The sequence below is a fragment of the Betaproteobacteria bacterium genome (assembly GCA_016713305.1).
In the GTDB taxonomy this organism is placed as follows: domain Bacteria; phylum Pseudomonadota; class Gammaproteobacteria; order Burkholderiales.
Map to the genome: position 1 here is coordinate 12,780 of JADJPK010000012.1, position 20,833 is coordinate 33,612.

The following is a 20,833-nucleotide window of genomic DNA, read 5'->3' on the forward strand; positions in this document are numbered from 1 at the left end:
TCGGTTCTCCGAGGCGAAAGGCCTCGGCCCCATTGAAGCAACGTGGACAGCGGTTCGGGGAAGACGGCCGACGCCTGGGGTTCTCCGAGGCGAAATGCCTCGGCCCCATTGAAGCCGGGTAATCCGCTAGTGTCGGGTCGTCGTCGTCAAAGTTCTCCGAGGCGAAATGCCTCGGCCCCATTGAAGCTCGACGATCCCGCAGTTGACCAGCACGCGAAACTCGGTTCTCCGAGGCGAAATGCCTCGGCCCCATTGAAGCTACGTGGACAGCGGTTCGGCGAAGACGGCCGACGCCTGGGGTTCTCCGAGGCGAAATGCCTCGGCCCCATTGAAGCGGATCCATGCCCGCGTCCTCGCGCACGACTCGGTTCGTTCTCCGAGGCGAAATGCCTCGGCCCCATTGAAGCGAGGCGTGCGCGGCGAGCTGGGTGGCCTGCTTGCCGGGTTCTCCGAGGCGAAATGCCTCGGCCCCATTGAAGCCCGCACGAGATCCTCGGCCTGGGCCTGGACGCGCCGGTTCTCCGAGGCGAAATGCCTCGGCCCCATTGAAGCAGGGCGAGCGAGGCCCTCTTGCCTGGCGCCCATGTTGTTCTCCGAGGCGAAATGCCTCGGCCCCATTGAAGCGGCATCAAGCAGCTGACCATGGAAATCGACATCGGGTTCTCCGAGGCGAAATGCCTCGGCCCCATTGAAGCCCGCTGTACACGCTGCACTTGATCCCGCGCCCGTATTGTTCTCCGAGGCGAAATGCCTCGGCCCCATTGAAGCGACATGACGACCCACTTGGGCCAGATGAACTTCACCGTTCTCCGAGGCGAAATGCCTCGGCCCCATTGAAGCACCGGAATTCTCTTCACTGGACGCATTGCAACGTTCTCCGAGGCGAAATGCGCCCGGCCCCATTGAAGCAGCGTGTACGGAGTAGGGCGGTCGAATACCGCGCGCATGTTCTCCGGAGGCGAAATGCCTCGGCCCCATTGAAGCATCTAAAAGGTAGTGCACCCGCGATGGCACGCGACGCGTTCTCCGAGGCGAAATGCCTCGGCCCCATTAAGCATCTAAAAGGTAGTGCACCCGCGATGGCACGCGACGCGTTCTCCGAGGCGAAATGCCTCGGCCCCATTGAAGCTGCCCATACCCGCTGGTGAGGTACCCGGCGCCGTCGGTTCTCCGAGGCGAAATGCCTCGGCCCCATGGAAGCGCAGATCGGCAGCGGGACATGTGTTGCGTCCGTCGTGGTTCTGTTCTCCGAGGCGAAATGCCTCGGCCCCATTGAAGCTCGGACGCGGGCGGAACGGGCTTTTCATTCCAGGCCGTTCTCCGAGGCGAAATGCCTCGGCCCCATTGAAGCCTCGTCGCCATTGCCCCACCCCTTGGCGGCAAAGCCGTGTTCTCCGAGGCGAAATGCCTCGGCCCCATTGAAGCTCTATGATTCCGAGGTCGGATGTTCCTCGGAGTGCTGTTCTCCGAGGCGAAATGCCTCGGCCCCACTGAAGCTACGTGATCGCGCGCCGCACCGGCAATGCGCTCGCATGTTCTCCGAGGCGAAATGCCTCGGCCCCATTGAAGCGATTGATTCGCCGCGAGGAGCGGCAGAGGAGTGACGCAGTTCTCCGAGGCGAAATGCCTCGGCCCCATTGAAGCCGCGTTGTCGAGCTTCACCTTCGCGAGTGCCCGGGCCTGTTCTCCGAGGCGAAATGCCTCGGCCCCATTGAAGCTGATGCCGCGCAGCTTGACCTCGGCCGTCGAGACCGCGTTCTCCGAGGCGAAATGCCTCGGCCCCATTGAAGCATCCGCTACGGCGCGGAGCGGTACCGCCGACAGCCGGTTCTCCGAGGCGAAAGACCTCGGCCCCAGTGAAGCGACGAGAACGGGATGCGCTCCGTCATCCTGGCGGCCCGTTCTCCGAGGGGAATGCCTCGGCCCCATGAAGCGCCCCCGCGATCCTGCGCAGCTGTCGTTCTCCGAGGCGAAATGCCTCGGCCCCATCGAAGCCCAGCCGATCACGCGATACGCTGCCGACGACAGCCCGGTTCATCCATCCGAGAGGTTCGTGGAGAAAGCCGACGAGGTGGAGTACGCGATGCTGTAGTGGGTGAACTGGTTCAACCACCGCCTGCTCCTGCAACCGATCGGCGACATCCCACCAGCAGAACTGGAGCAGTCGTACTATCAGCGACAACGGGAGTCCGCCAAGGCGGCCTGACTCAAACCCGGAGCACTCCAGGAAACCCGGGGCGATTCACTTCTCGCTGCCTTCGAGCGAGGCATAGCGAGGTGGAACCGTGATAACAGTCACTCTTGATGTTCGCGCGCCCAAGCAGTCGATGGCTGACTTCGCCAGTTCCTGGCGTACGGGAAAGCCAGAGAAGTCGGCGCGGATCAGCTTCGCTTCTCCGAAACTTCTCTGGAGGGTTTCTCACTGCCAAGCGTTGGGAGCTTCTGAAGGCACTTTTTGGTGCTGGCCCTGTGTCCATCCGAGAGGCCACGCGGCGTGTGGATCGTGATGTCAAGGCCGTTCACATCGACGTCACGGCGCTACTGAGTGCTGGCAGTCTCGACCGAGCGGAAGGCGGCGGAATCGTCTTTCCGTATGAGGCCGTCAAAGTGGCGTTCCTGCTTCAGGCTGCATAGCGCTTGTGGGCGTGGCGAGGTCCAACCCGCCGTATCTGGAACGGGACACCGCTATCCGGCCGGAAAGAGTGCAATCAACGTGTCGCAGTAGGCGCCTACGCTCGGCAACACTTCGCTTCGGATTCGACTTCTTGCACAGCCTTACCAGGTCTCACCTTCTCGAGGGGGTTTTGTGGGAACAAAAACTTGCCTGCTAGCTCTGATGCAGGGCGACGCCCGCCAAACATTGGCTGCCATGCCAACCCCCGACAAAGCCGCCACCGAGAGCTTTGTCGCGTCAGTATTTCCTGACGCGAACTTCGGCGACCCTTCTGGCGCAGACCTGTCCTGCACGTACGTGCGCGGTGACACGGTCATCGCAGGTTGCTTTCCCGGGCTGCGGATTCTCGGCGCGAGTGAAGTCGCGATAGATCGACCCTCCCGACTCCCAAGCAAGTTCATCGCTGCCCAAGGAACGACACTGCTCCACGCAATGCACAGTGTCGTCGATTGGTTTGCGTTCGCCATCTGGGAAGATGGCGTTCTACGACGTTCGCTGAGTGTTTCTCCCGATAACGGAGTGATTGAAGACGTTGGAGAGCGCTTCGCGTTCGAAACGCCATACTGGGATGGCGCACATCCTGCCGTCGATCCGCAGGAGGAATCCGGCAGCTATCCTCTGGCCTTTCACCCGCTCGAGCTCGGGGAGGCAACACTGCGGGAGTTCCTGGGTTTCGAGTTGGAAGGCTACGTCGATCCGGCACTACTCAAGCCCGAGCACATTGCCATGTTCAAGTTCGAACCTTCAAAGTCCACGCCAGTCCTGCTTGATGCAAAGCCGTGGTGGAAGTTCTGGTGAGCAGTCAGCCACCACCCTCCGCTCGAGCGGACTCTCGCAAGCGCGGACGTTGGCCGGCTTCCCGAAGTCCTTCATCCTTGTGGTCCGCCAAGGACGGACTTGTGGGCATCACGTTCGGGCGAACTGGATGGGTAACGTCATGCTTCGGGAGCGACTTCTTGCAGGGCGCGGTCGATGCGACGTAGACGCGGCTGTTTGTTCACAATCATCGGAGAGGAATGCCATGACCATGCTGCCGAGCCGTACCAAGGACGATCCATGGAAGCTGAAGACGCCGCCCGGCACTTCCCGAATTCACGATGCATACCGACGAGAAGGATGGAAGGAGGATTCTGGTCTGCACAGTGGGAAGTACCGTGTTGCACTACGATGCGCGGTGCATTGACGACCTGCACGCCATGCTCACGAAGGCAGGCGACTGGGTGGAACTTGGCGGAGCCGATGAGCAGAAGCCAGCCAAAGAAGGAACGGTGGAAGCGTGGGGTCGTTCCGAAACCAATCCGGTTGGCGGCTGGTACGGCCTTAAGAAGGGCTTTCGGGGCCGTTTTGCAGTCTATGTGCCTCCGCTCATGGAAGAGCTCGGGCTTTGCGAGCTTGAGCACAATGCCAGGAACAATCGAATGCGCGCCAAATGAACGAAGTTGCTCGCAGCATCTGGCCTGGTCCTGCGTGCTGTCATCCCCAGACCCACCGGCCTGGTCGGCCACCCCGCCGCCCTTTCGCAATCCAATTCCGTTCTCCCCGCGTAAGTCGGTCAGGCAATCGCCTGACTCTCTTCCCTTTCAAGGAGAACCTGCCGTGTCCCAGATCATCGTCCGCGAAACCGCGCTTCCGTCCCGCCGCCAGTTCATCGGTCACGCGTCCAGCGTGCTGCTGTCCGCCTCTGCCATCGCACTGATGTCCGGCTGTGAGTCCATCGCGCAGTCGAACACCAGCAGCGAATCGATGGATGTTTCCATCCTCAACACGGCTCTCGGGCTCGAGCACGAGGCCATCAACGCCTATCAGCTCGGGGCAGAGAGCGGTCTGCTGCAGAAGCCCGTGCTGGACGTGGCCGTGCAGTTCCAGTCGCATCACAAGGCGCACCGCGACGCGCTGATCGCCACGATCCGCAAGATGGGCGGCAAACCCGTGGAGCCGATGAAGCTCGAGGAGTACGCCAAGGCGCTGAAGGCCGACACGCTCAAGTCCCAGGGGGACGTCCTGGCGCTGGCGACCAAGCTGGAACTGGGCGCCACCAATGCGTACCTGGGTGTGATTCCGTCGTTCAAGTCGGGCGACCTTGCCAAGGTCTCTGCCCGACTCGCGGCGGACGAGACCATGCACTGGACCGTGCTGTCCCAGGCGCTCGGCCGCGCGCTTCCCACCGGTGCGCTGACCTTCGGAGCGTGACGCGCATCCTTGCGGAGCGGTGCGCGAAGCCCGCTCCGCATTCGGGAGGACCCCCCATGAAACGCTTGTCTCTGTCGTTGCTGTTCCTCACGGCGGGCTTGCCTCCAGGCCTGGGCTGGGCTGCCGATGCCGAACGCGGGCGGGAGCTCTACGAATCGCGCTGCGAAGGCTGCCATTCGCTGGATGCGAACCGGATCGGACCGATGCACCGGGGTGTGGTCGGTCGCAAGGCAGGCACGGTGCCGGGGTACGACTACTCCACCGCCGTCCGGCGTTCGAATGTGGTCTGGTCCGAAACGTCGCTGGACCGCTGGCTCGCAGGCCCCGAGCAGTTCATTCGGGGGCAGAAGATGGGCTACCGGGTGGACTCGCCCGAGGACCGCGCCGATCTCATCGCCTTTCTCAAGCGGGAAGGAAAGTAGGGGAACCCAGGCCTTCGTCGAGCGCACCCGCGCCCATGGCAGGCACAGGCATTGCGCCAACAATTCGCGCAGCCCATGGGATGCGGCTCGCGAGCAGTGCCCGCGATGCACATCAGTGGATTGTCAATGTTTTCAGGGGTAATCTCCTGAGCGGCGGCGGCATGGCACCGTTTGCAGTTGTCGACATTCTTGACGATGCAAAGGGACCTCGAGCACCTCCGCTAGCGGAAAACGAAAATCACAACGGGTTCGTCAGGCCAACCGATGTCCGGCCGGAGACGAATCAGAACCAGGGAGATGCTGATGATGAAGGCCGGGGTAGTCATTGCGACAATCTTCGCCGCGACGGGCAGCGTATCCGCCCAGGCGGCCGATACGCTGTATTGGACGGAAGTCGGTCCTTCCGTCGCGCGGTTCCAGCCCGGGCCCGGCTACATCAAGTCGGGAACACTGCCCGGCGGCACCCCCGGTGCCATCGTCAGCGGTGCCGGCAACGTCAAGAGCCCCAACGGCGTCGAGTTTCTCGGTGGCCGCATCTGGTGGACGGATCCAGGTCTCGGCACCATCAATTCGGCCAAGCCGGACGGGACCGATGTCCAGTTCTACGGCGACGGCACGCTCAACCCGTACGACATCGATCTCGTCGGTTCCACCCTGTACTGGTCCGACCAGAACGGGAACCAGATCTTCACGATCGACACCCAGGGGGATCCGACGGCTTCCACGCTCCTTTTCGGCGGCTTGACCCAGCCGGTGGCCATCGACGTGGTCGGCTCTCAGATCTACTGGAGCGAGGTCAATTCCTCCGGCAGGATCAAACGGTCGAACCTCGACGGCACCAATGCCGTCACTCTCCTGAGCGGTTCCCAATCCTACGATTTCGAAGTCACCGACCAGTACATCTACCTCTCCACGACGTTTGGCGAGGTCAAGCGGTCGAATCTCGACGGCACCGGTCTCGTGACTCTAGCCACGGGCCTGGGCCTTGCCAACGGACTCGACGTGACCGACGAGTTCATCTACGTATCGCAGTACCAGTTTCCTTCGCAGATCGTCCGGATGGACCTGGACGGCGGCAATCTTCTCCAGATGTACGAAGCACCAGCGGACGGCAGTGTCCTTCGGGGCGTCGCCGTTCTGGTGGCCGTGCCGGAACCTTCCACGATGGCGCTCTCCGCCCTGGGGCTCCTCGGAATCGCGGCAGTGGCGCGTCGCCGGCGGTGAAATAGCCGCCGCCCCACGGGGCTCGAAGATCTGCACCCGCCATGGCGCCCGGCTACACGCGTTGGCGCCGTGGCACCCAGCTGCCGAGGTGTCGAACAAACTGACACGGCCGTAGCAGATCGCCCCGAACGGAACCTCCGCGCCATGGGGACAGGGATCACGCCTCATCCGGGGTCCGATTCTTGCGCCGCGCTGGCTGAGGCGAGCCTTACCCGGATCGATACGGCTCCTGCCGGTTGCACTCGCCTTTGCATGCTGATCGCGGCTCTCGACGCGAAGTCGGCCGCGAGCATCCCTCCGACTCACCCACCGCGAGGCGTTCGATGCGTCATTCCCTGATTCAACTGTCTGCGGTCGCTGTGATGGCGCTCCCCACGTATGCGAGTGCCGCCGCGCCCAACCTGGTGCCCAACGGTGACTTCGAAGCCGGCGCCGTCAGCTTCGAGTCCGACTACAGCTACAGTCCTGGCGGCAACGGCGCAGAAGCGCAGTACACGGTGCGGACCAACCCGTATCCCTGGAACGGCTACTTCGTGTCGATGGACGATCACACCACGGGCACCGGACAGATGTTCGTCGGCAACGGCAGCCCCATCGACGGCGCCATCGTCTGGCGCTCCGGCCCGATCGACGTGATCCCGGACACCGACTACTTCTTCGAGGCCTTCGTTTCGAACGTCTGCTGCGTCGTGGGCTATCCAGGGAGCAACAGTCCCGCGATCCTGGAGTTCAGGGTGTCCACGCCAACAGTCGTGTCGCTGGGCACGGTCGAGACCAGCCTCGCTCTCGCGGGCACGTGGCAGGGTCTGGGCAAGACGTGGAACTCGGGCTCGGTGACGAGCGTGACGTTGAGCCTCGTGAACCGCAACACGGCGACAGGCGGCAACGACTTCGCCGTCGACGACATCTATTTCGGCACCGAGTCCACTCTCCCGCCGGTACCCGAACCAGGCACTTATCTGCTGATGGCCCTGGGCCTCCTGACGATGGCGGTGACGGCGCGTCGCGGAAAGCTCTCGCGCTGAAGGTGACCATGGGCAAGCCAGCCAAGACTTCGGCTGGCTGCCTCCAGAACAGGCCCGTTCGAGGTCTGCAATCGCACGAGCAGCCCGTCCTGGGCGCGCGTCACGCCGGGAGCGTCTCAGGCTCGAGATCCGATCTTGATGAGATGCACCCGGAGCGGAACTGCGCTGAAGGAGGCCGTTCCTGCCATCACCTCGCGAATCCCTGCGGAGCCTTCGCGATCAGCGCTCGCGCAGCACCCTCACCTCGCGGCGGACACCGGCACGACGATTCTTCGCAGTCCGAAGAGGTCCCTGATCCGGATGGCACCGCGCTCGGTGGAAACCAGGTGCAGGGCGACCAGTTCCCGAATCAACCGCGCGATCACCTCGCGAGTCGTTCCCAGATGCCGGGCGATCTGCTGTTGCGTCATCCGGAGCACACCGTCGGCAGCGCTGTGCAGCAGGAGGAACTGAGCCAGGCGCTGCTTCTGGTTGATGGCATGCACCTGCTCCAGTTCGTTCATCAGTCGATACACCAGCGTCGATAGCGCCTTGACCGTCAGGTCCTGGATCGCGCGCTCCGTCTCGAACAGCTTCTTGTAGACCGGTCCGGGAATGATGGCGACGACAGCGGGCGATTCCGCCTGCACCCACGCCGGGTAGAGCAGATCGTTGAACAGGCAATTCAGCGCGAGAACGCAGGCTTCGCCCGGGTCCACGAAGTACAGCGTCGCCTCCGTACCGTTGGGCGAGATGGTGTAGATGCGTAACCGGCCCTCGAGCACGAAATACGCACCGGAAACCGGCTGGCCCTTGTGCAGGATGGCCGTCGCGCGCTTTCGCGTTCCTGGCGACGATCCCCTGCGTCAACAATCCCCGGCCGGTGGGGCTGAGGTCGGAAAAGGCATCGAAATCGCCCAGGCGGTCCTCAACGGATTTCATGGTCGATCAGGTGTCCCGACTTCACCCATAGCCATGCTCCCCCCGCGCTGCTCACGATCATGGGCCTCTCCCTCCGGTGCCGCAGCCAGCTCCACCTGTGCAGCCCTGCATCCCGGGACCCATTGAGATCGACGTGTCCTTCCAGGACGAAGATCTCCTCCCCCGCGGGTTGCGGTGGCCATGGGTCGCGGTACCCGGGCGCGAGCCTTTCGAAGCGGACTGTCCCCTCTCGTCCGCGGTGGAGCGCTGCGATACGGCGAAAGGCATCGATGCTCTCCCACTTCTGATCATCGGGCCGAAGGGTCACGCTGTCCGTGTCGTCCGGGCTCATCTGCCTCAGCTTCACGAAGATGGTGCAGCCATCGCGGGACCCGGGCGAGTGCGTCGAACCCGGAGGGTTGCGGACATAGGTTCCGGGCGGATAGTCGCCATGCTCGTCGGAGAACACCCCTTCCAGGACGACGAACTCCTCGCCCAACCCATGTGCGTGGGGTGGGAAGGCAGAACCGGGTCCGTAGCGGACGATGGTGGATGCAACCGCCACCTCGCCCCCCGAACGTTCCAGCATTCTGCGGTCGACACCGGCCTGCGGCGAGGGGATCCAGGGGAGATCCGTGCCGTGTACCAGCACAGGCTCCCGACGGTCGGCGTTGAGTTGCATGTCCATGGCTAGAACCTCTCCCTCCTTGACCTCAGATCCAGTTCTTGTGTCCATACCGACGCCGGCTGTTCGGCCAGCCAGCGATAGGCTTTGGCGGCTTCGGCCGGATCGATGGCGCGTTCATCCTCGACTCCGAAGCGGCCGGCAGACGGCGAACCGCGCAGCACTCCGTCGATCAACACGTGCACCACGTGGATGCCCTGCGGCTGGTATTCGCGCGCAAGGGATTGCGCCAGCCCGCGCACGGCGAACTTCGTCGCTGCAAACGCGGGGAATCGCGCCGACCCTCGGATCGATGCGGTGGCACCCGAGAACAGGATACAACCCTCCCCTCGCCGGACCATGCCCGGCAAGACCGCGCCGGCCGCGGCACAGGCGGACGTGACGTTCACTCGCCAGAGAAGGTCGAAGTCCTCCAGCGCGTGTTCGGCGAACGGCTTCATCATCAGCGTCCCGGCATTGCATACCAGCACATCGATGGGCCCGAGCACCTCGCAGACGTGCTCCACTGCATTCCGGACAGACGGCGGATCGCTCAGATCGACGGCTGTCCGCAGGGGTTCCCCGCCGATGAACCCGCTCGCGCGGTGCAAGCCGGCGACTCCGTATCCTGTCGTGGAGAACTCGGAGACGAGGGCTCCGCCCAGCACCCCACCTGCGCCGACCACGAACGCCACCTTGCTCACGACAGTGTCCCCAGCAACCGCACAAGGAGAACGGCGTTGGCCCCCCAGCCGGCGAAGTAGGCCAACGTCCTGACGAAAGGCACGCCCAGTGTGTACACGACGTAGTGGGCGAGCCGCGCGACGAAGTACACCTGGCACGCGAGGACCACCGTGTCGTTGCCCGCGCCGAGAACCTCGATGGCAAGGACCGTCGGTGCGAATACCGCAAGGTTCTCGATGGCATTGCCGTGGGCGGCCTGCGCCCGCTGCGCCCACGCGGCCTGGGGCAGATCGGCAACGGACGGATTCGCCATGGTCCCTGCCAGGCCGCGAACGGCGATGCGATTGAGCACGTAGGGAAAGGCCAGGACGGCGGTCAGGACCAGCGTGAGCGTCAGCCAGAACAGGGATGAATGCATGAGCAGGAACTCCTCCGGGGAAATCGTGGATCGGCGGCTTCGGCAAAGGCCCGCAGCCAAGGTGCGATCACGATAGGCAAACCCGCTCGTGCGTTCTGTAGCAAGTGTTACGCAGTGTTGCGATGGACCGCCTCGGGCAGTCCGGCTCGCGGTGGAAGCATGGCGTCGCACCGTGAATTTCTCACAGTGCAGGGGCATGGGCGCGTGCCATACTGCGGGAGTCGCCAGACGAACGGAATGGCGCTTCCTTCCTCCGATGTGGCCCGCCACGGCCGCAGATGTACATGGCCGCACCATCGAAAAGACCGACACTTCCGGCCGGTCGCGTGGGGCCGAAGGAAACACGAAGCGGCAGGTCGACCGGCGCCGACTCGAAGCATCCGGGCATCATTCGAACAACTCATCGACCAGGGGTGTGTATGCGTTACCTTCTTTGCTTCCTCTTCCTCGTCTGGCCCATCGCCGGTTGGAGCCAGTCCAACGAGAATCTCGGCGAGGAGTTGCGGAAGCTCGCCTGGCAAGAGGGCCCGTCCGAAGGGCATATTTCCACCCAGGCCACCATCGTGGTCCCCAAGGGTTATCTCTTTCTCGACGACAAGAACACGCGTCGCTTCCTGGAACTGGCCGGCAACCCGCCCACGGACGGCAACTACCTGCTGGCGCCAGAATCGCTCAAGTGGTTTTCCGTGTTCTCGTTCGAGGCGACGGGGTACGTGAAGGACGACGAGAAGATCGATCCCGACGAGCTCCTGAAGTCGCTGAAGGAATCCGACGGCCCGGGCAACGAGGAACGCAAGCGGCTGGGCATGCCCTCCCTCACCACCGATGGGTGGCAGGTCCCGCCCCACTACGACGCGCAGACGAAGCGCCTGGAATGGGGAACCCGCCTGCGGCAGGAAGACGGGCAGATGATCGTCAACTACACCAGCCGCCTGCTCGGCCGGTCGGGCGTGATGAGCGCCACGCTCGTGTCGAGCGTCGAGACGCTCCCCGCCGATACGCAGGAGTTCAAGTCGGCGCTCGAGCAGTTCCGCTATGTGGCCGGTGAGCAGTATTCGGAGTTCAAGGAAGGCGACAAGGTGGCGGAGTACGGTCTCGCCGCGCTGATCCTGGGCGGTGCCGCAGCCGTGGCGACGAAAAAGGGGCTCTGGGCCGCCATCGGCGGCTTCTTCGCCGCATTCTGGAAGGTCATTGTCGGCGTGGCCGTCGCCGCTGCGGCGGGGCTCGGATCGATCTTCAAACGAAACAAGAAGTGACATGGAGTCAGTGCCGAGGTCTTGCTGATGGCGGCGATCCTCGGCCTGTACCTCTACGACTCGGCGCAACTGCTCTACCGCAACGAGGCGGTGCTGATTCCCGCAGGAAGAAACGACTGGACCGTGGGCTTCGGTTCGGAACACCTGGGCGTCCTGCGCAAGGAACTCTACGCCCCCAATCCGTTCCTCCTGCATCGGCCGATGTTCCGCATGTCCTGGCAGCTCGAAGGCAACGACGCCGCGACCTCTCTCGCGCAACCGCCCGTTCGTGCGTTCCTCCCGCTCGCACCTCTGGTATGGAGCATGGCGATCGCACTGTTCGTGTTCCTTCCCGTGGGGTTCTTCACGAGACTGGGCGAACCTGTGCTGTTGCTGGCGCTGGTGCTGCTCTTCACCAGCATTCTCGTGGCTCTCGCTTGGACCTGGGCGCATCGAGGCGAACTGCAGCTTTCTGCCAGGCGTTTTCTCGGCTTGGCCTTCGAGTCGCTCGTGTGCCCCCCGTTCGCTCTGAATCTCATACGACACCTGTCGATGGCCACGCCGATGAGCGAAGACCTGATTCACGCCGCCCGCCGACTGCAGACACCGTCGCGCTGGGCCCGGACCCGCCAACAGATCGTCCTTCGGCTCACGAACGAACTGGAAGCCGAGGAGGAGAACTCCCCGCGCCATGGCCGGCTGCAGGCACACCGGCAATCGCTGATCGACGAGGGTGAGCCATGTCATCCGTAGAAGTGGGCGTCGTCATCCTGGGATTGTTCCTGGGCTACTGGATCGTCTCGACCTTCGTGCTGAAGGACCGGTCGAAACGATCCTCCTCGTCAGGTGGTTCGAAGGACGCCGGCGCGAACGCCGCGAACGACGCGGAAGCTTCCCCGGCCTCCTGGGACAAGGTGCTGAACGTCCCGGCCGAGGCTTCGGTCGATGAGATCCGCAAGGCCTACAAGACCCTCATGAGCCAGTACCACCCGGACAAGGTCGCGTCGCTCGGTGACGAGTTGAAAGCGCTGGCGGAGCAAGTCGAAGGAAATCACCCGCGCTTACCGGGAGGCGATGCGTATCCGGGGCGAAGACGCCTGAGGCGCAGTGCGATGCGCAGTGCGATGGGGCAGGTCCTGCCATCATTCATCTGCCCACGGCGGGAGTCGCGTCCGGGGCGCGCACTCCTGCCGTCGCCGCGACGCCCGGATACTGGCCGGCACGAACGGGCGGACCAGATCGAGGCGCGCTCCGCGTTACCCACGACGCCGCGCGTCAGCGGGTGCGGACGGGCCTAAACCTCTACCCCCAATTTGGCGTCCGTTCAAGGCGCCACGTGGTGTCCGCACGATCGATCCCTTCTTCGTCACTTCTGCACTGGCCTTTCGACCGCTTTCGCTATTGTGTTGCGCCTGCCTTTTGGATGCGATATGTTCAATCGCACCGGGACCGGTTCTGCATTCCCTCGCAAGAGTCCCGAAGACCAGGAGGAGCCCGCATGTCGTTCGACCGCATCGCGCGTGCCGCGCGCTTTGGCTTTCAGCTGAGAAAACACGTTTCTGCACACGGGACGAACCGCTCCGAGCGCTTTCCCATGCCGGGTGGGCACGCCGCTGGCGAGCGGCACTCGTGACCGCCCTGCTGTCGGCGGCCGCGCTCTGCGCCACTCAGGCACACGCGCAGCACGCGGGAGACATCCTTCTCGCCACCACGCCGACGGGCCAGATCACGACGCTGGGCGTCCGTGTGTACGGGGTCGAGTTCGAACCGCTGGAATTCGGAGAGTACGTTGCAACGAATCCCGGCGTGGACCGGGCTACCGTCTACCCGGCGGGCTTCGGCACGCTTCCTGGAAGTACGGCCCTGTCCTTCGCGCTGGAGCCTTTTGGTCCGGCCGCCGCAGCCGAGTCCACCCTCTGGTTCTGGGATGGAGACGGCGCCACTGCGGATTTCGCCCCGCTGACCAACGGCACCGAGTTCAAGGTGTCCCGAGGCGCGAACTCGGCGATCGTGCAAGGTGGGACCGACCCCGTCGCGGGGTTCTCCCTCGGGACGACCTCGATCGCAGGCAGCATTCACGTACATCCATTCTTCATCCTCTCCCGGCCCTCCGCAGACGATCCCGCTGCCGGTGTGTACGCAGTGGCCATGAGCTTTTCGATGCCCGGGCGCGCGACGTCGGATCCTGTGTTCCTGCTCTTCGCCACACCGGGCCTCGACGGCACCGCGATGCCGCTCGCGACCGCCTGGGCCGACGGCGTCGGCAGTCCCCGAACCGGAGAGCATCGCACTCCTGCTCGTGGGAACCCTGGTCGTCGCGTGGCGGGTCCGCCCTGCGGGCCTGTCGCGTCCGCTGAAGTCCTTTCATTACCGCCGGGAGAAATCCGAAGAGACCGAGCGCCTGCAAACTTGCCGCACTTGCCCTCGCCTGGCTTACAGCCGGGAGCGCCATGCCTTCGGACATCACGGGCCGATAGGACCACACGCAGACCGGGGGTGCGCTCAGCTCTGGCGACATCACACTCTGATTGGCCGGGGGCTACCGGCCTCACGATGACGGCCGGCGGCGCCGGCCCCTGGTGGCGAAGCGACCAACGCCAGCGCCGGTTACCCATCCGTCTTTCCGGCAGGGCCCACTTCTCTTCCTGCCATTGCCGCACTTGACGCCAACGCTGCAGCCATACATCCGGCAGGCGAAGGCCCCGAACCGCACGCCATTGACTCGAGGCATTCTGGTCATGCGCGGTCGGGACCCATCCGACGGCACAACGACTACGGCGTTGCGGTCGGAGGCGAGCTACCGACCGAACGCCTTCGGGGATTGCAGTGGCGTGTCGCGTAGAAAGCGGCAGGCCGGTGTCAGTTACCGCTCCCAACGCGACGCCGGCTCATCACGAGCGCGAGTGCCCCGAGGCCGAAGGCGAGGAGCGCGCTCTCGGCAGGCTCCGGTACCGGAGCAGTCGGGGTGGTGAACGTCAGCGAATAGCTGGGTGAGGCAGCGTGCCCCGCCACGCCCAGGTCGATCAGACGAAACGCAACATCGCGTTCACCGCTGAAGTCAGTGCCGACGATGCTGGAGTCGATGAAGGCGATCGGGTGCCAATGCAGATTGCCCGTGGCCCCGATGCGCAGCCGCTCCCCCGGGGCATCCGCAGACACCTGCGTGAACCCCGTGAACGGCCGCAGGGAGAGCCCCTCTTCGATCGACACGATTTCCAGATAGATGTCCGCGCCGGCCGAAAGGGGCGTGACGCCAGACTCGCCCTCTTGGGGGACACCGTCGAATCCGAGGGTGAAATCCGCCCAGCCCTGGAGCACCCCGGCGGACACCGGTGGGAGCACGATCGGCCCGTCGGGCACATGGATGGCTGCCAGTTGGCCGCCGGGCGATTGGCCGATCCAGATGTCGCCCATATGCTGAGCCTGCGCGGGCAGAACCCCGAGCAACCCCAGAACGAAGGCAACCGCGGCCGAGACTCCGGGAGCCACGAAGCAAGGCCGGGCGAACGGTCGCGCGTGTCCTGCGAAGCCTGGCAACGAGCAGGCCCGCCAGACCGACTCCGAACATCAAGTAGGTCGAAGGCTCCGGGACACTGGCAACAAAGGCGGTTCGCACGTTTCCGTTCGACGCGTCGAGAAAGGAACCGGAGATTTGCGCGCTGTCGTTGATTCCCCAACCCGATCCAGGCAGCGTGGGGTAGTCATAGGAACCATCGGTCATCCGAAGCCAGGTCTTGGTTACATTCGCTGCATCCCGATAGGTGCCGATGATCAGGCCGCTGTCGCTGATGCCCGTCGCGAGTGCTGAAAGCAGGCCACCAGGGGCGTTGGTCGGCATCAATTCGGTGTAGGTGTTTCCGCTCAGAAGGAAGGGCCGGTTGATGGCATCCGCCAGTTGAAATTGCCCGACGATGTCGCCTGCGTCATTGATGCCATAGGCACGGGTGAGAACCGAACCCGGGTAGCTGATCTCGGCAAAGGACCCGCCGCGGCGCGCAAAACCTTGTATCAGACCGAACACGGTGAGATCACTGCGCGTCTCACCCACCAGATCTCCGAAATTGTTGATGTCCGAAATCGACGTGCTTGCGACCCCCGGCACGTCTACCGTCGTCATTGCACCATCTGTCCCGAGGATGAACCCACTCGTCTGGTTTGCCGGATTGCCAGCGATGCGGTAACGGCCCACGGCCACGCCTGCATCATTGATGCCCTGCGCAAGGACTCCTGGGGTCCCCGTCGCGGCCCCGGGCACGACAATCTGCTGAAACGTAGTGCGACTGCCGTCATCGAATACGAAGGATCGAACCAGGTCGGTCGTTGCGACCTGTCCGGAATTGTTTATCGCGTACGCGAAACCTCCCGTGCCAGTCGGGGAACCGACCGTCTCGTACGTGTAAGCGGCGTCTGCAGTCTGGATGACTGCCGAGAATACGGATGAAGCGAACAGAACTCCGAACAGCGCGCGCATCGAAGGATCTCCAAGGTCGTTTGATGGTGGGTTGTGGTGTCGTGGTCTGACGGGCGAAGGCAACACAGGGCGTTCAACTCAGTGAACTCAGTGCAAGTAACGCCGCCTTGGACTCAGGGCGGCGATTCTGGAAACGAGCAGGTTCGTGTCCGGCGGGTCGGGGGAAGCCTGCAGCCCGAACGACTCAGGCAGCGCCTGCGCAGGCTGCGGGGTGACCGTCCATCGAGCCCCATCAAGGCGTGTTGCAACAGCCATCGGGACAGGGTTGGCTGCCTGGACAACATCGTTCTTGTCATCTTCTGGTCTCTTTTGTTTCTACATCTCTTTTGCGACTATGTTGCTCTCACGACCAAGATGCTGTCAAACGAACCATCTTGATTGGGCTTCGATCGCACCCCCGACGGGGGTCGCATCGCGACGGGGGTCGTCGCATCGCGACGGGGGTCGGACGCGCACGACGGGGTCGCGTCTTGCAATCATTCATCTGCCCAGGAGGGATCCCACTGCAAACTCGGCGATCACTCGTCCACAACACCCGCCGCCCCACTCGTTCCATCTCCTCGGGATCCACCGCCCTGGACCGCAGGCCATTGAACCAAAGTGCGCCAGCGCACAGACAATCCAACCTCCCGGATGCGATAAGGGAATCAAAGATTCCGCCGTCAATGCCTGAAACCTGCCGTTCGTGACACTCGAACCCGCGCTTCGGGTGTCTTCTCTCCACGAATGCTCTGCAGGACTTCCCTTTGATCACATCGCTCCGCCGTATCGTCCCGCTCTCCCTGGTCCTTCTTTTTCCACGGTTGTAGCCGCAGCCGCCGAGGTATCGCGGGAGGCGTACGCGTCCTCGCAAGCCAGGATCGCATCGGACTACAGGGAGACCATGGACTACTGCCATGTCCTGGAGGGGAACACCCGGGACGTGTGCGCGGTGGAGGCCGAGAGCAAGCGGAAGGTGGATCTGGCGAATCTCGAGGCCGCATTTCGGCCAAGCTTCGAGAGCACTCAGGCTGCTGCGGCCACCACGGTGGATGCGACCTACGCCGTCGCCTTGAAGCGCTGCAACGACAAGTCAGCGGCCGACAAGGCCGCCTGCCTGGGGGAGGCCCAGTCGGAGCGGCGCATCGCCCGGGCGAACGCGGTCATTCTGGAAGACAACGTGCAACCGGCTCGGGGACCGCGTACCCGGTCCAGCGGCGCTGGCAAGCCGCCCAAGCGGGCGGACCACCGCCAGAAACCTTAGCCGCAACGGCGGGACGGCCCCGCGCCGTTCGTCAGGAGATGAATCGTTCCTTGACGAAGTTGCCCACGAACAAGGTGAGGGCGGCACCGCAGGCCGAGTAGAACAACAGGGACATATTGAGGCCGTCGGGCGGAATGACTCCGGGTTCGGTGGCCGGCGCCATCATCTGCACGCCGATGATCGCACCGGCGACACCGAATCCGAGAAAGCCCAGCCTTCCCTCTCGGGATCCATCGTTCAACAAGCGATTGGCGATCCAACCGACGACAAGACCCGTGAAGATCCACGCGGCAAAATTCATAGGGGTACCTCGAAACGGAGGGCGAAGCGGGGATCGGCGGGCGGCTGAACGGAGCGGTGCTGCCGAGGAGAAGGGGGCAGAACTGGAAGGTTCCACCAACCGAGACCTGCCGTCCGTGCGGTAGCCCACACAGCGGCGAAACGAGGGTCAGCGGGGCAAGGGCCTGGGCAGCAGCCGGGCGAACTCCGTGCGAACCACCTCGTAGCATTCGCAGCACCGGGCCTCGAGACCCGCGCGGTCGAGCACGACGATATGTCCGCGCCGGTGCTGAATCAGACCGTCCCGTTGCAGATTGCCCACGGCCTGGGTGACCCCTTCCCGCCGCACACCCAGCATGCCGGCGATCAGTTCGTGGGTGGTGACCAGTTCGTTCGCCGGCAGCCGGTCCATGCACAGGAGCAGCCAGCGGCAGAGTTGCTGCTCCAGGCTGTGGTGCCGGTTGCACACCGCGGTCTGCGACATCTGGGTGAGCAGCGCCTGCGTGTAGCGGAGCAACAGATGCTGCATGGCGCCGCCGCGGCCGAACTCATCCTTCACCACCGAAGCCGGCAGCCTGAAGGCCTGTCCAGCGGCCTGCACGACTGCCCGGTTGGGCGTGGTCTCCCCGCCCATGAACAACGCGATGCCCACGAGCCCTTCCCGTCCGACGATGGCCATTCCTGCGGACGCCCCGTCGGCCAGCACGTAGAGCAGAGAGATGATGCAGGTACAGGGGAAATACACGTGGCCGAGCGCGCTGCCGGATTCGTACAGCACCGCCCCCACCGGCAGATCCACTCGCTCCAGCCGGGGGAACACGCGGGCCGCTTCCTCAGGAAGGAGACACGCGAGGAGATCGTTCTTTACCGCCGCACATGGATCTGACAAGAGATGAACGCCTTACGCAGGAATGCCTGCATCGTACAGCCAAGTGCCTTGGCGGACATTTGAACGGTCCTCTGCGGCCGTACTCCAATGTGCGTTGGCGTACAGAGCCATGCGACCAAACGGGAGACCCTGAAACGATGAAACACGACCCTGCTCCTGCCGCAACCACCACTGCTAAAGCTGTCACGGCGGCATTCGTCCCCACCCTTCGAACGCTGCTGGGTTCCGTGGGCATCGCGCTGCTGGCCAGTTGCTCTTCGGGAAAGTTCAACCTCAACCTCGATGCGCCCAGCCCTGCGGACGATCTCGTGATCACGTCACGCGCCAGGCAGGCCATCTTCCTGGACCCTGCTTTCTCCTCGAGCGTGTTCGATGTCACCGCCAGGTCGGGCATCCTGCATCTCGCCGGCCGGGTGAGGAACGAAGCGGCCATTGCGCACGCGGCGGAACTGGCGCAGGGGGTCCCTGGCGTGCTGGCCGTGCGAAACGACCTGGAGGTCGGACGACCTTAGCGGGTCTACTCCATAGCGGCTGCGTCCGGCAGGCTCTTTGGGCCGAGGGCGTTTCCGGCCAGGATCGATGATCAGGCAATGCAGACTCGGCATGTTCGGCGTTCCGATCCGGCTTCGTCCGCGCTCATTCCGACCACGCACTCGATAGTTCCAAAACGCAGCCACTCCGTCGGGTCCGCCCTGTCAGGCGCACCCTACCGGGAGAGCCGATCGCATGTAGCGAGCGACGAAGCGCGCATCCTTACGCCCCCGCGTTCCCCGCTGAGATTGCCGCTACACTTCGCCCCACAAAACCAAGCTCCACCAGAAAGCAATCTCACGGAGCAGCCGGTGTCCGCACGCCGGTCCTGAAGTACGCCATGACGCACGCCAGCCCGATGTCGCGCGCCGATGACTAGCGCGCAGGCAGCCGCCGTCGAAGACGGGAACCGCCAGGAAACCGAACCGGGCGAGGTTGCCACGTCGCGCCGCTGGTGGATCCTGGTGCTGGTGCAGGTGTCCACCCTGAGTTTCGGCATCGCGATCACCTCCACGAATGTCGTGGTGCCGCAGATCCGCGGTGCGCTGGCCCTCACGCACGACGAGGGCGCCTGGATCGTCACGCTGTTCCTCGCCGCGGCGGCGGTCGCGACACCGCTCACCGGCTGGCTCGCGGGCAAGCTCGGCTGGCGGCGGTTCATGGTCGCGACACTGACGGGCTTCACCCTCTCCTCGCTCGTGTGCGGCATGGCGGACTCGTTCGGCACCTTGTTGCTGGGCCGGGTGGCCCAAGGCTTCTTCGGGGCGCCGCTGATGCCGATGGGCCAGGGAATGCTGCTTGCGACCTTCCCGCGCCACATGCATCCGCTGGTCTTGATGCTCTGGGGAACCGGCTCGGTGATGGGTCCGACGCTGGGCCCCATTCTCGGCGGCCTGATGGCCGACTCCCTCGACTGGCGCTGGGCGTTCCTGTTCATGGTTCCGGTCGGTGCGCTGACCACCCTGCTGGCTGCCTTTGCACTCGGCGACCAGGAGCGCGGAACCGCCAGGCGGCTGGGGGTGACGGGCTTCGTCGCGCTGGCGGTGTGCATGAGCAGCGCGCAGCTCATGATGGACCGAGGCCACCACCTCGACTGGTTCGATTCGACGGAGATCACGGTCGAGCTGATTCTCGCGGTCGTGGGCGGCGTCTTCGTCATCGCGAACACGTTCTGGTCGCGCAAGCCCTTCCTGGACCCTGCCATGTTCCGGGACTGGAATTTCTGCGTGGGGCTGCTCACGGTCTTTGCCATGGGCGCGATGAGCTACACGCTGATCGTCCTGTTTCCGCCGCTGCTGCAGGATCTCCGCCACTATCCCGAGTCGACGATCGGCTACCTCATGTCCGCACGCGGCCTCGGGAATTTCCTGAGCTTCGGGGTCGTGGTGTGGGCCACGCGATTCAATGCCCGCTGGGCGCTTGCGGTCGGCCTGATCATGCAGGCGCTGGCGGTGTGGCGCATGACCCTGTTCAACGTGGACGTCACCGACTTCGACATCTACTGGACCAACATGGTGCAGGGCTTCGGCTTCGGTCTTGCCTACACGCCGATGACCGTGCTTGCCGTCGCCACGCTGCCCGCGGCGCTCGTGGTCCGGGGCGCCGCCATCTTCAATCTTCTGCGCAACTTCGGCAGCAGCCTGTTCATCTCCTTCAGCATCCTGATCCTCGTGCGGTCGACCGCGGAGAATTATTCCGGCCTGGTCGCGGCCGTCTCATCGCCTCGGATCGCCCTCGACTTCGCCCGGCATGCGCACGGACTCTCGGGCGACAGCCTCAAGAGTCTCAGCGTGCTGCAGGACGAGATCGGACGGCAGGCGGCGATCGGCGGTTACCTGAATGCCTTCGCCCTGACGGCGCTCGTGGCGGCGGTCGCCATCCCTCTTTCGTGGATGTACAGGGTGCCCAGGCGCGGCAATTGATCGGATCTTCCAGGGTACCTGTCCGAATCGACCTGCGACGCCGGATTCCGGCAATCGCCCGG

General features: G+C 64.1%; 19 protein-coding genes, 1 pseudogene and 1 CRISPR repeat array (1 of these 21 running past the window's edge). Of the genes and pseudogenes, 13 read left to right on the plus strand and 7 right to left on the minus strand.

The window, feature by feature from the left end; all coding sequences use genetic code 11:
• A CRISPR array of direct repeats spans positions 1-1,994; the repeat unit is 36 nt; unit sequence GTTCTCCGAGGCGAAATGCCTCGGCCCCATTGAAGC (it extends 4,916 nt beyond the left edge of the window).
• 842 nt (positions 1,995-2,836) lie between these two features.
• The 6 genes and pseudogenes from IPK20_16380 (at position 2,837) to IPK20_16405 (ending at position 7,535) form a co-directional block, all read left to right on the plus strand.
• Complete coding sequence (locus IPK20_16380; GenBank protein MBK8018139.1) at positions 2,837-3,472, plus strand: hypothetical protein; 636 nt, start codon at positions 2,837-2,839, stop codon at positions 3,470-3,472.
• A 229-nt stretch (positions 3,473-3,701) separates the two neighbouring features.
• Positions 3,702-4,107 (plus strand): annotated as a pseudogene (locus tag IPK20_16385) (hypothetical protein).
• A 262-nt stretch (positions 4,108-4,369) separates the two neighbouring features.
• Positions 4,370-4,864 (plus strand): ferritin-like domain-containing protein, encoded by a 495-nt coding sequence (locus tag IPK20_16390; protein MBK8018140.1) that lies wholly within the window; start codon positions 4,370-4,372, stop codon positions 4,862-4,864.
• Between the two features lie 56 nt (positions 4,865-4,920).
• The gene (locus tag IPK20_16395) at positions 4,921-5,286 is read left to right on the plus strand and encodes a c-type cytochrome (protein ID MBK8018141.1); all 366 of its coding nucleotides are present in this window, start codon (positions 4,921-4,923) and stop codon (positions 5,284-5,286) included.
• A gap of 303 nt (positions 5,287-5,589) precedes the next feature.
• Complete coding sequence (locus IPK20_16400; GenBank protein ID MBK8018142.1) at positions 5,590-6,510, plus strand: DUF5050 domain-containing protein; 921 nt, start codon at positions 5,590-5,592, stop codon at positions 6,508-6,510.
• A gap of 362 nt (positions 6,511-6,872) precedes the next feature.
• On the plus strand, positions 6,873-7,535 hold the full coding sequence (locus IPK20_16405) for a PEP-CTERM sorting domain-containing protein (protein ID MBK8018143.1): 663 nt from the start codon (positions 6,873-6,875) through the stop codon (positions 7,533-7,535).
• Positions 7,536-7,774: 239 nt separating this feature from the next.
• Here IPK20_16405 and IPK20_16410 read toward each other — a convergent pair whose 3' ends face one another.
• From IPK20_16410 to IPK20_16425, 4 genes are all read right to left on the minus strand, one after another.
• Complete coding sequence (locus IPK20_16410) at positions 7,775-8,338, minus strand: Crp/Fnr family transcriptional regulator (GenBank protein ID MBK8018144.1); 564 nt, start codon at positions 8,336-8,338, stop codon at positions 7,775-7,777.
• Between the two features lie 104 nt (positions 8,339-8,442).
• Positions 8,443-9,117 (minus strand): cupin domain-containing protein, encoded by a 675-nt coding sequence (locus tag IPK20_16415; GenBank protein ID MBK8018145.1) that lies wholly within the window; start codon positions 9,115-9,117, stop codon positions 8,443-8,445.
• Positions 9,118-9,125: 8 nt separating this feature from the next.
• Entirely contained in the window at positions 9,126-9,803 is a 678-nt protein-coding gene (locus IPK20_16420; protein MBK8018146.1) for an SDR family NAD(P)-dependent oxidoreductase, read from the minus strand.
• Positions 9,800-10,201, minus strand: coding sequence for an MAPEG family protein (locus IPK20_16425; GenBank protein MBK8018147.1), 402 nt, complete (start codon positions 10,199-10,201; stop codon positions 9,800-9,802). Before IPK20_16425 ends, IPK20_16420 begins: the two co-directional genes overlap by 4 nt.
• Before the next feature lie 419 nt (positions 10,202-10,620).
• Between IPK20_16425 and IPK20_16430 the strand changes: the two genes are divergently transcribed.
• The 4 genes from IPK20_16430 to IPK20_16445 all read left to right on the plus strand — a co-directional run bounded on the left by IPK20_16430 (position 10,621) and on the right by IPK20_16445 (position 13,993).
• Positions 10,621-11,457: a DUF2167 domain-containing protein gene (locus IPK20_16430; protein MBK8018148.1), complete on the plus strand. Its 837-nt coding sequence runs from the start codon at positions 10,621-10,623 to the stop codon at positions 11,455-11,457.
• A 27-nt stretch (positions 11,458-11,484) separates the two neighbouring features.
• A complete protein-coding gene (locus IPK20_16435) occupies positions 11,485-12,189 on the plus strand; it encodes a hypothetical protein (GenBank protein ID MBK8018149.1) in 705 nt (234 codons plus the stop codon).
• On the plus strand, positions 12,177-12,734 hold the full coding sequence (locus IPK20_16440; protein ID MBK8018150.1) for a DnaJ domain-containing protein: 558 nt from the start codon (positions 12,177-12,179) through the stop codon (positions 12,732-12,734). The genes IPK20_16435 and IPK20_16440 overlap by 13 nt, the downstream gene beginning before the upstream one ends.
• An 884-nt stretch (positions 12,735-13,618) precedes the next feature.
• Entirely contained in the window at positions 13,619-13,993 is a 375-nt protein-coding gene (locus IPK20_16445; GenBank protein ID MBK8018151.1) for a PEP-CTERM sorting domain-containing protein, read from the plus strand.
• Between the two features lie 501 nt (positions 13,994-14,494).
• Here IPK20_16445 and IPK20_16450 read toward each other — a convergent pair.
• Complete coding sequence (locus IPK20_16450; protein MBK8018152.1) at positions 14,495-15,907, minus strand: PEP-CTERM sorting domain-containing protein; 1,413 nt, start codon at positions 15,905-15,907, stop codon at positions 14,495-14,497.
• 883 nt (positions 15,908-16,790) lie between these two features.
• Between IPK20_16450 and IPK20_16455 the strand changes: the two genes are divergently transcribed.
• Complete coding sequence (locus IPK20_16455) at positions 16,791-17,150, plus strand: hypothetical protein (GenBank protein MBK8018153.1); 360 nt, start codon at positions 16,791-16,793, stop codon at positions 17,148-17,150.
• Positions 17,151-17,181: 31 nt separating this feature from the next.
• On the opposite strand, the gene IPK20_16460 is transcribed toward IPK20_16455, so the two are convergent.
• On the minus strand, positions 17,182-17,451 hold the full coding sequence (locus tag IPK20_16460; protein MBK8018154.1) for a hypothetical protein: 270 nt from the start codon (positions 17,449-17,451) through the stop codon (positions 17,182-17,184).
• Positions 17,452-17,598: 147 nt separating this feature from the next.
• Positions 17,599-18,318, minus strand: coding sequence for a Crp/Fnr family transcriptional regulator (locus IPK20_16465; protein MBK8018155.1), 720 nt, complete (start codon positions 18,316-18,318; stop codon positions 17,599-17,601).
• Between the two features lie 137 nt (positions 18,319-18,455).
• On the opposite strand from IPK20_16465, the gene IPK20_16470 reads away from it, so the two are divergent.
• Together IPK20_16470 and IPK20_16475 are read left to right on the plus strand one after the other, a co-directional pair.
• Positions 18,456-18,830, plus strand: coding sequence for a BON domain-containing protein (locus tag IPK20_16470; protein ID MBK8018156.1), 375 nt, complete (start codon positions 18,456-18,458; stop codon positions 18,828-18,830).
• Positions 18,831-19,220: 390 nt separating this feature from the next.
• Entirely contained in the window at positions 19,221-20,771 is a 1,551-nt protein-coding gene (locus IPK20_16475) for a DHA2 family efflux MFS transporter permease subunit (protein ID MBK8018157.1), read from the plus strand.
• Positions 20,772-20,833: the final 62 nt, after the last annotated feature.

Coding starts and splice junctions, on each gene's coding strand:
- IPK20_16430 (MBK8018148.1), top strand. CDS start 10,621: ATGCGTTACCTTCTTTGCTTCCTCTTCCTCGTCTGGCCCATCGCCGGT.
- IPK20_16460 (MBK8018154.1), bottom strand. CDS start 17,451: ATGAATTTTGCCGCGTGGATCTTCACGGGTCTTGTCGTCGGTTGGATC.
- IPK20_16415 (MBK8018145.1), bottom strand. CDS start 9,117: ATGCAACTCAACGCCGACCGTCGGGAGCCTGTGCTGGTACACGGCACG.
- IPK20_16425 (MBK8018147.1), bottom strand. CDS start 10,201: ATGCATTCATCCCTGTTCTGGCTGACGCTCACGCTGGTCCTGACCGCC.
- IPK20_16405 (MBK8018143.1), top strand. CDS start 6,873: ATGGCGCTCCCCACGTATGCGAGTGCCGCCGCGCCCAACCTGGTGCCC.
- IPK20_16395 (MBK8018141.1), top strand. CDS start 4,921: ATGAAACGCTTGTCTCTGTCGTTGCTGTTCCTCACGGCGGGCTTGCCT.
- IPK20_16450 (MBK8018152.1), bottom strand. CDS start 15,907: ATGCGCGCGCTGTTCGGAGTTCTGTTCGCTTCATCCGTATTCTCGGCA.
- IPK20_16380 (MBK8018139.1), top strand. CDS start 2,837: ATGCAGGGCGACGCCCGCCAAACATTGGCTGCCATGCCAACCCCCGAC.
- IPK20_16475 (MBK8018157.1), top strand. CDS start 19,221: ATGACTAGCGCGCAGGCAGCCGCCGTCGAAGACGGGAACCGCCAGGAA.
- IPK20_16455 (MBK8018153.1), top strand. CDS start 16,791: ATGGACTACTGCCATGTCCTGGAGGGGAACACCCGGGACGTGTGCGCG.
- IPK20_16470 (MBK8018156.1), top strand. CDS start 18,456: ATGAAACACGACCCTGCTCCTGCCGCAACCACCACTGCTAAAGCTGTC.
- IPK20_16435 (MBK8018149.1), top strand. CDS start 11,485: ATGGCGGCGATCCTCGGCCTGTACCTCTACGACTCGGCGCAACTGCTC.
- IPK20_16440 (MBK8018150.1), top strand. CDS start 12,177: ATGTCATCCGTAGAAGTGGGCGTCGTCATCCTGGGATTGTTCCTGGGC.
- IPK20_16400 (MBK8018142.1), top strand. CDS start 5,590: ATGATGAAGGCCGGGGTAGTCATTGCGACAATCTTCGCCGCGACGGGC.
- IPK20_16390 (MBK8018140.1), top strand. CDS start 4,370: ATGTCCGGCTGTGAGTCCATCGCGCAGTCGAACACCAGCAGCGAATCG.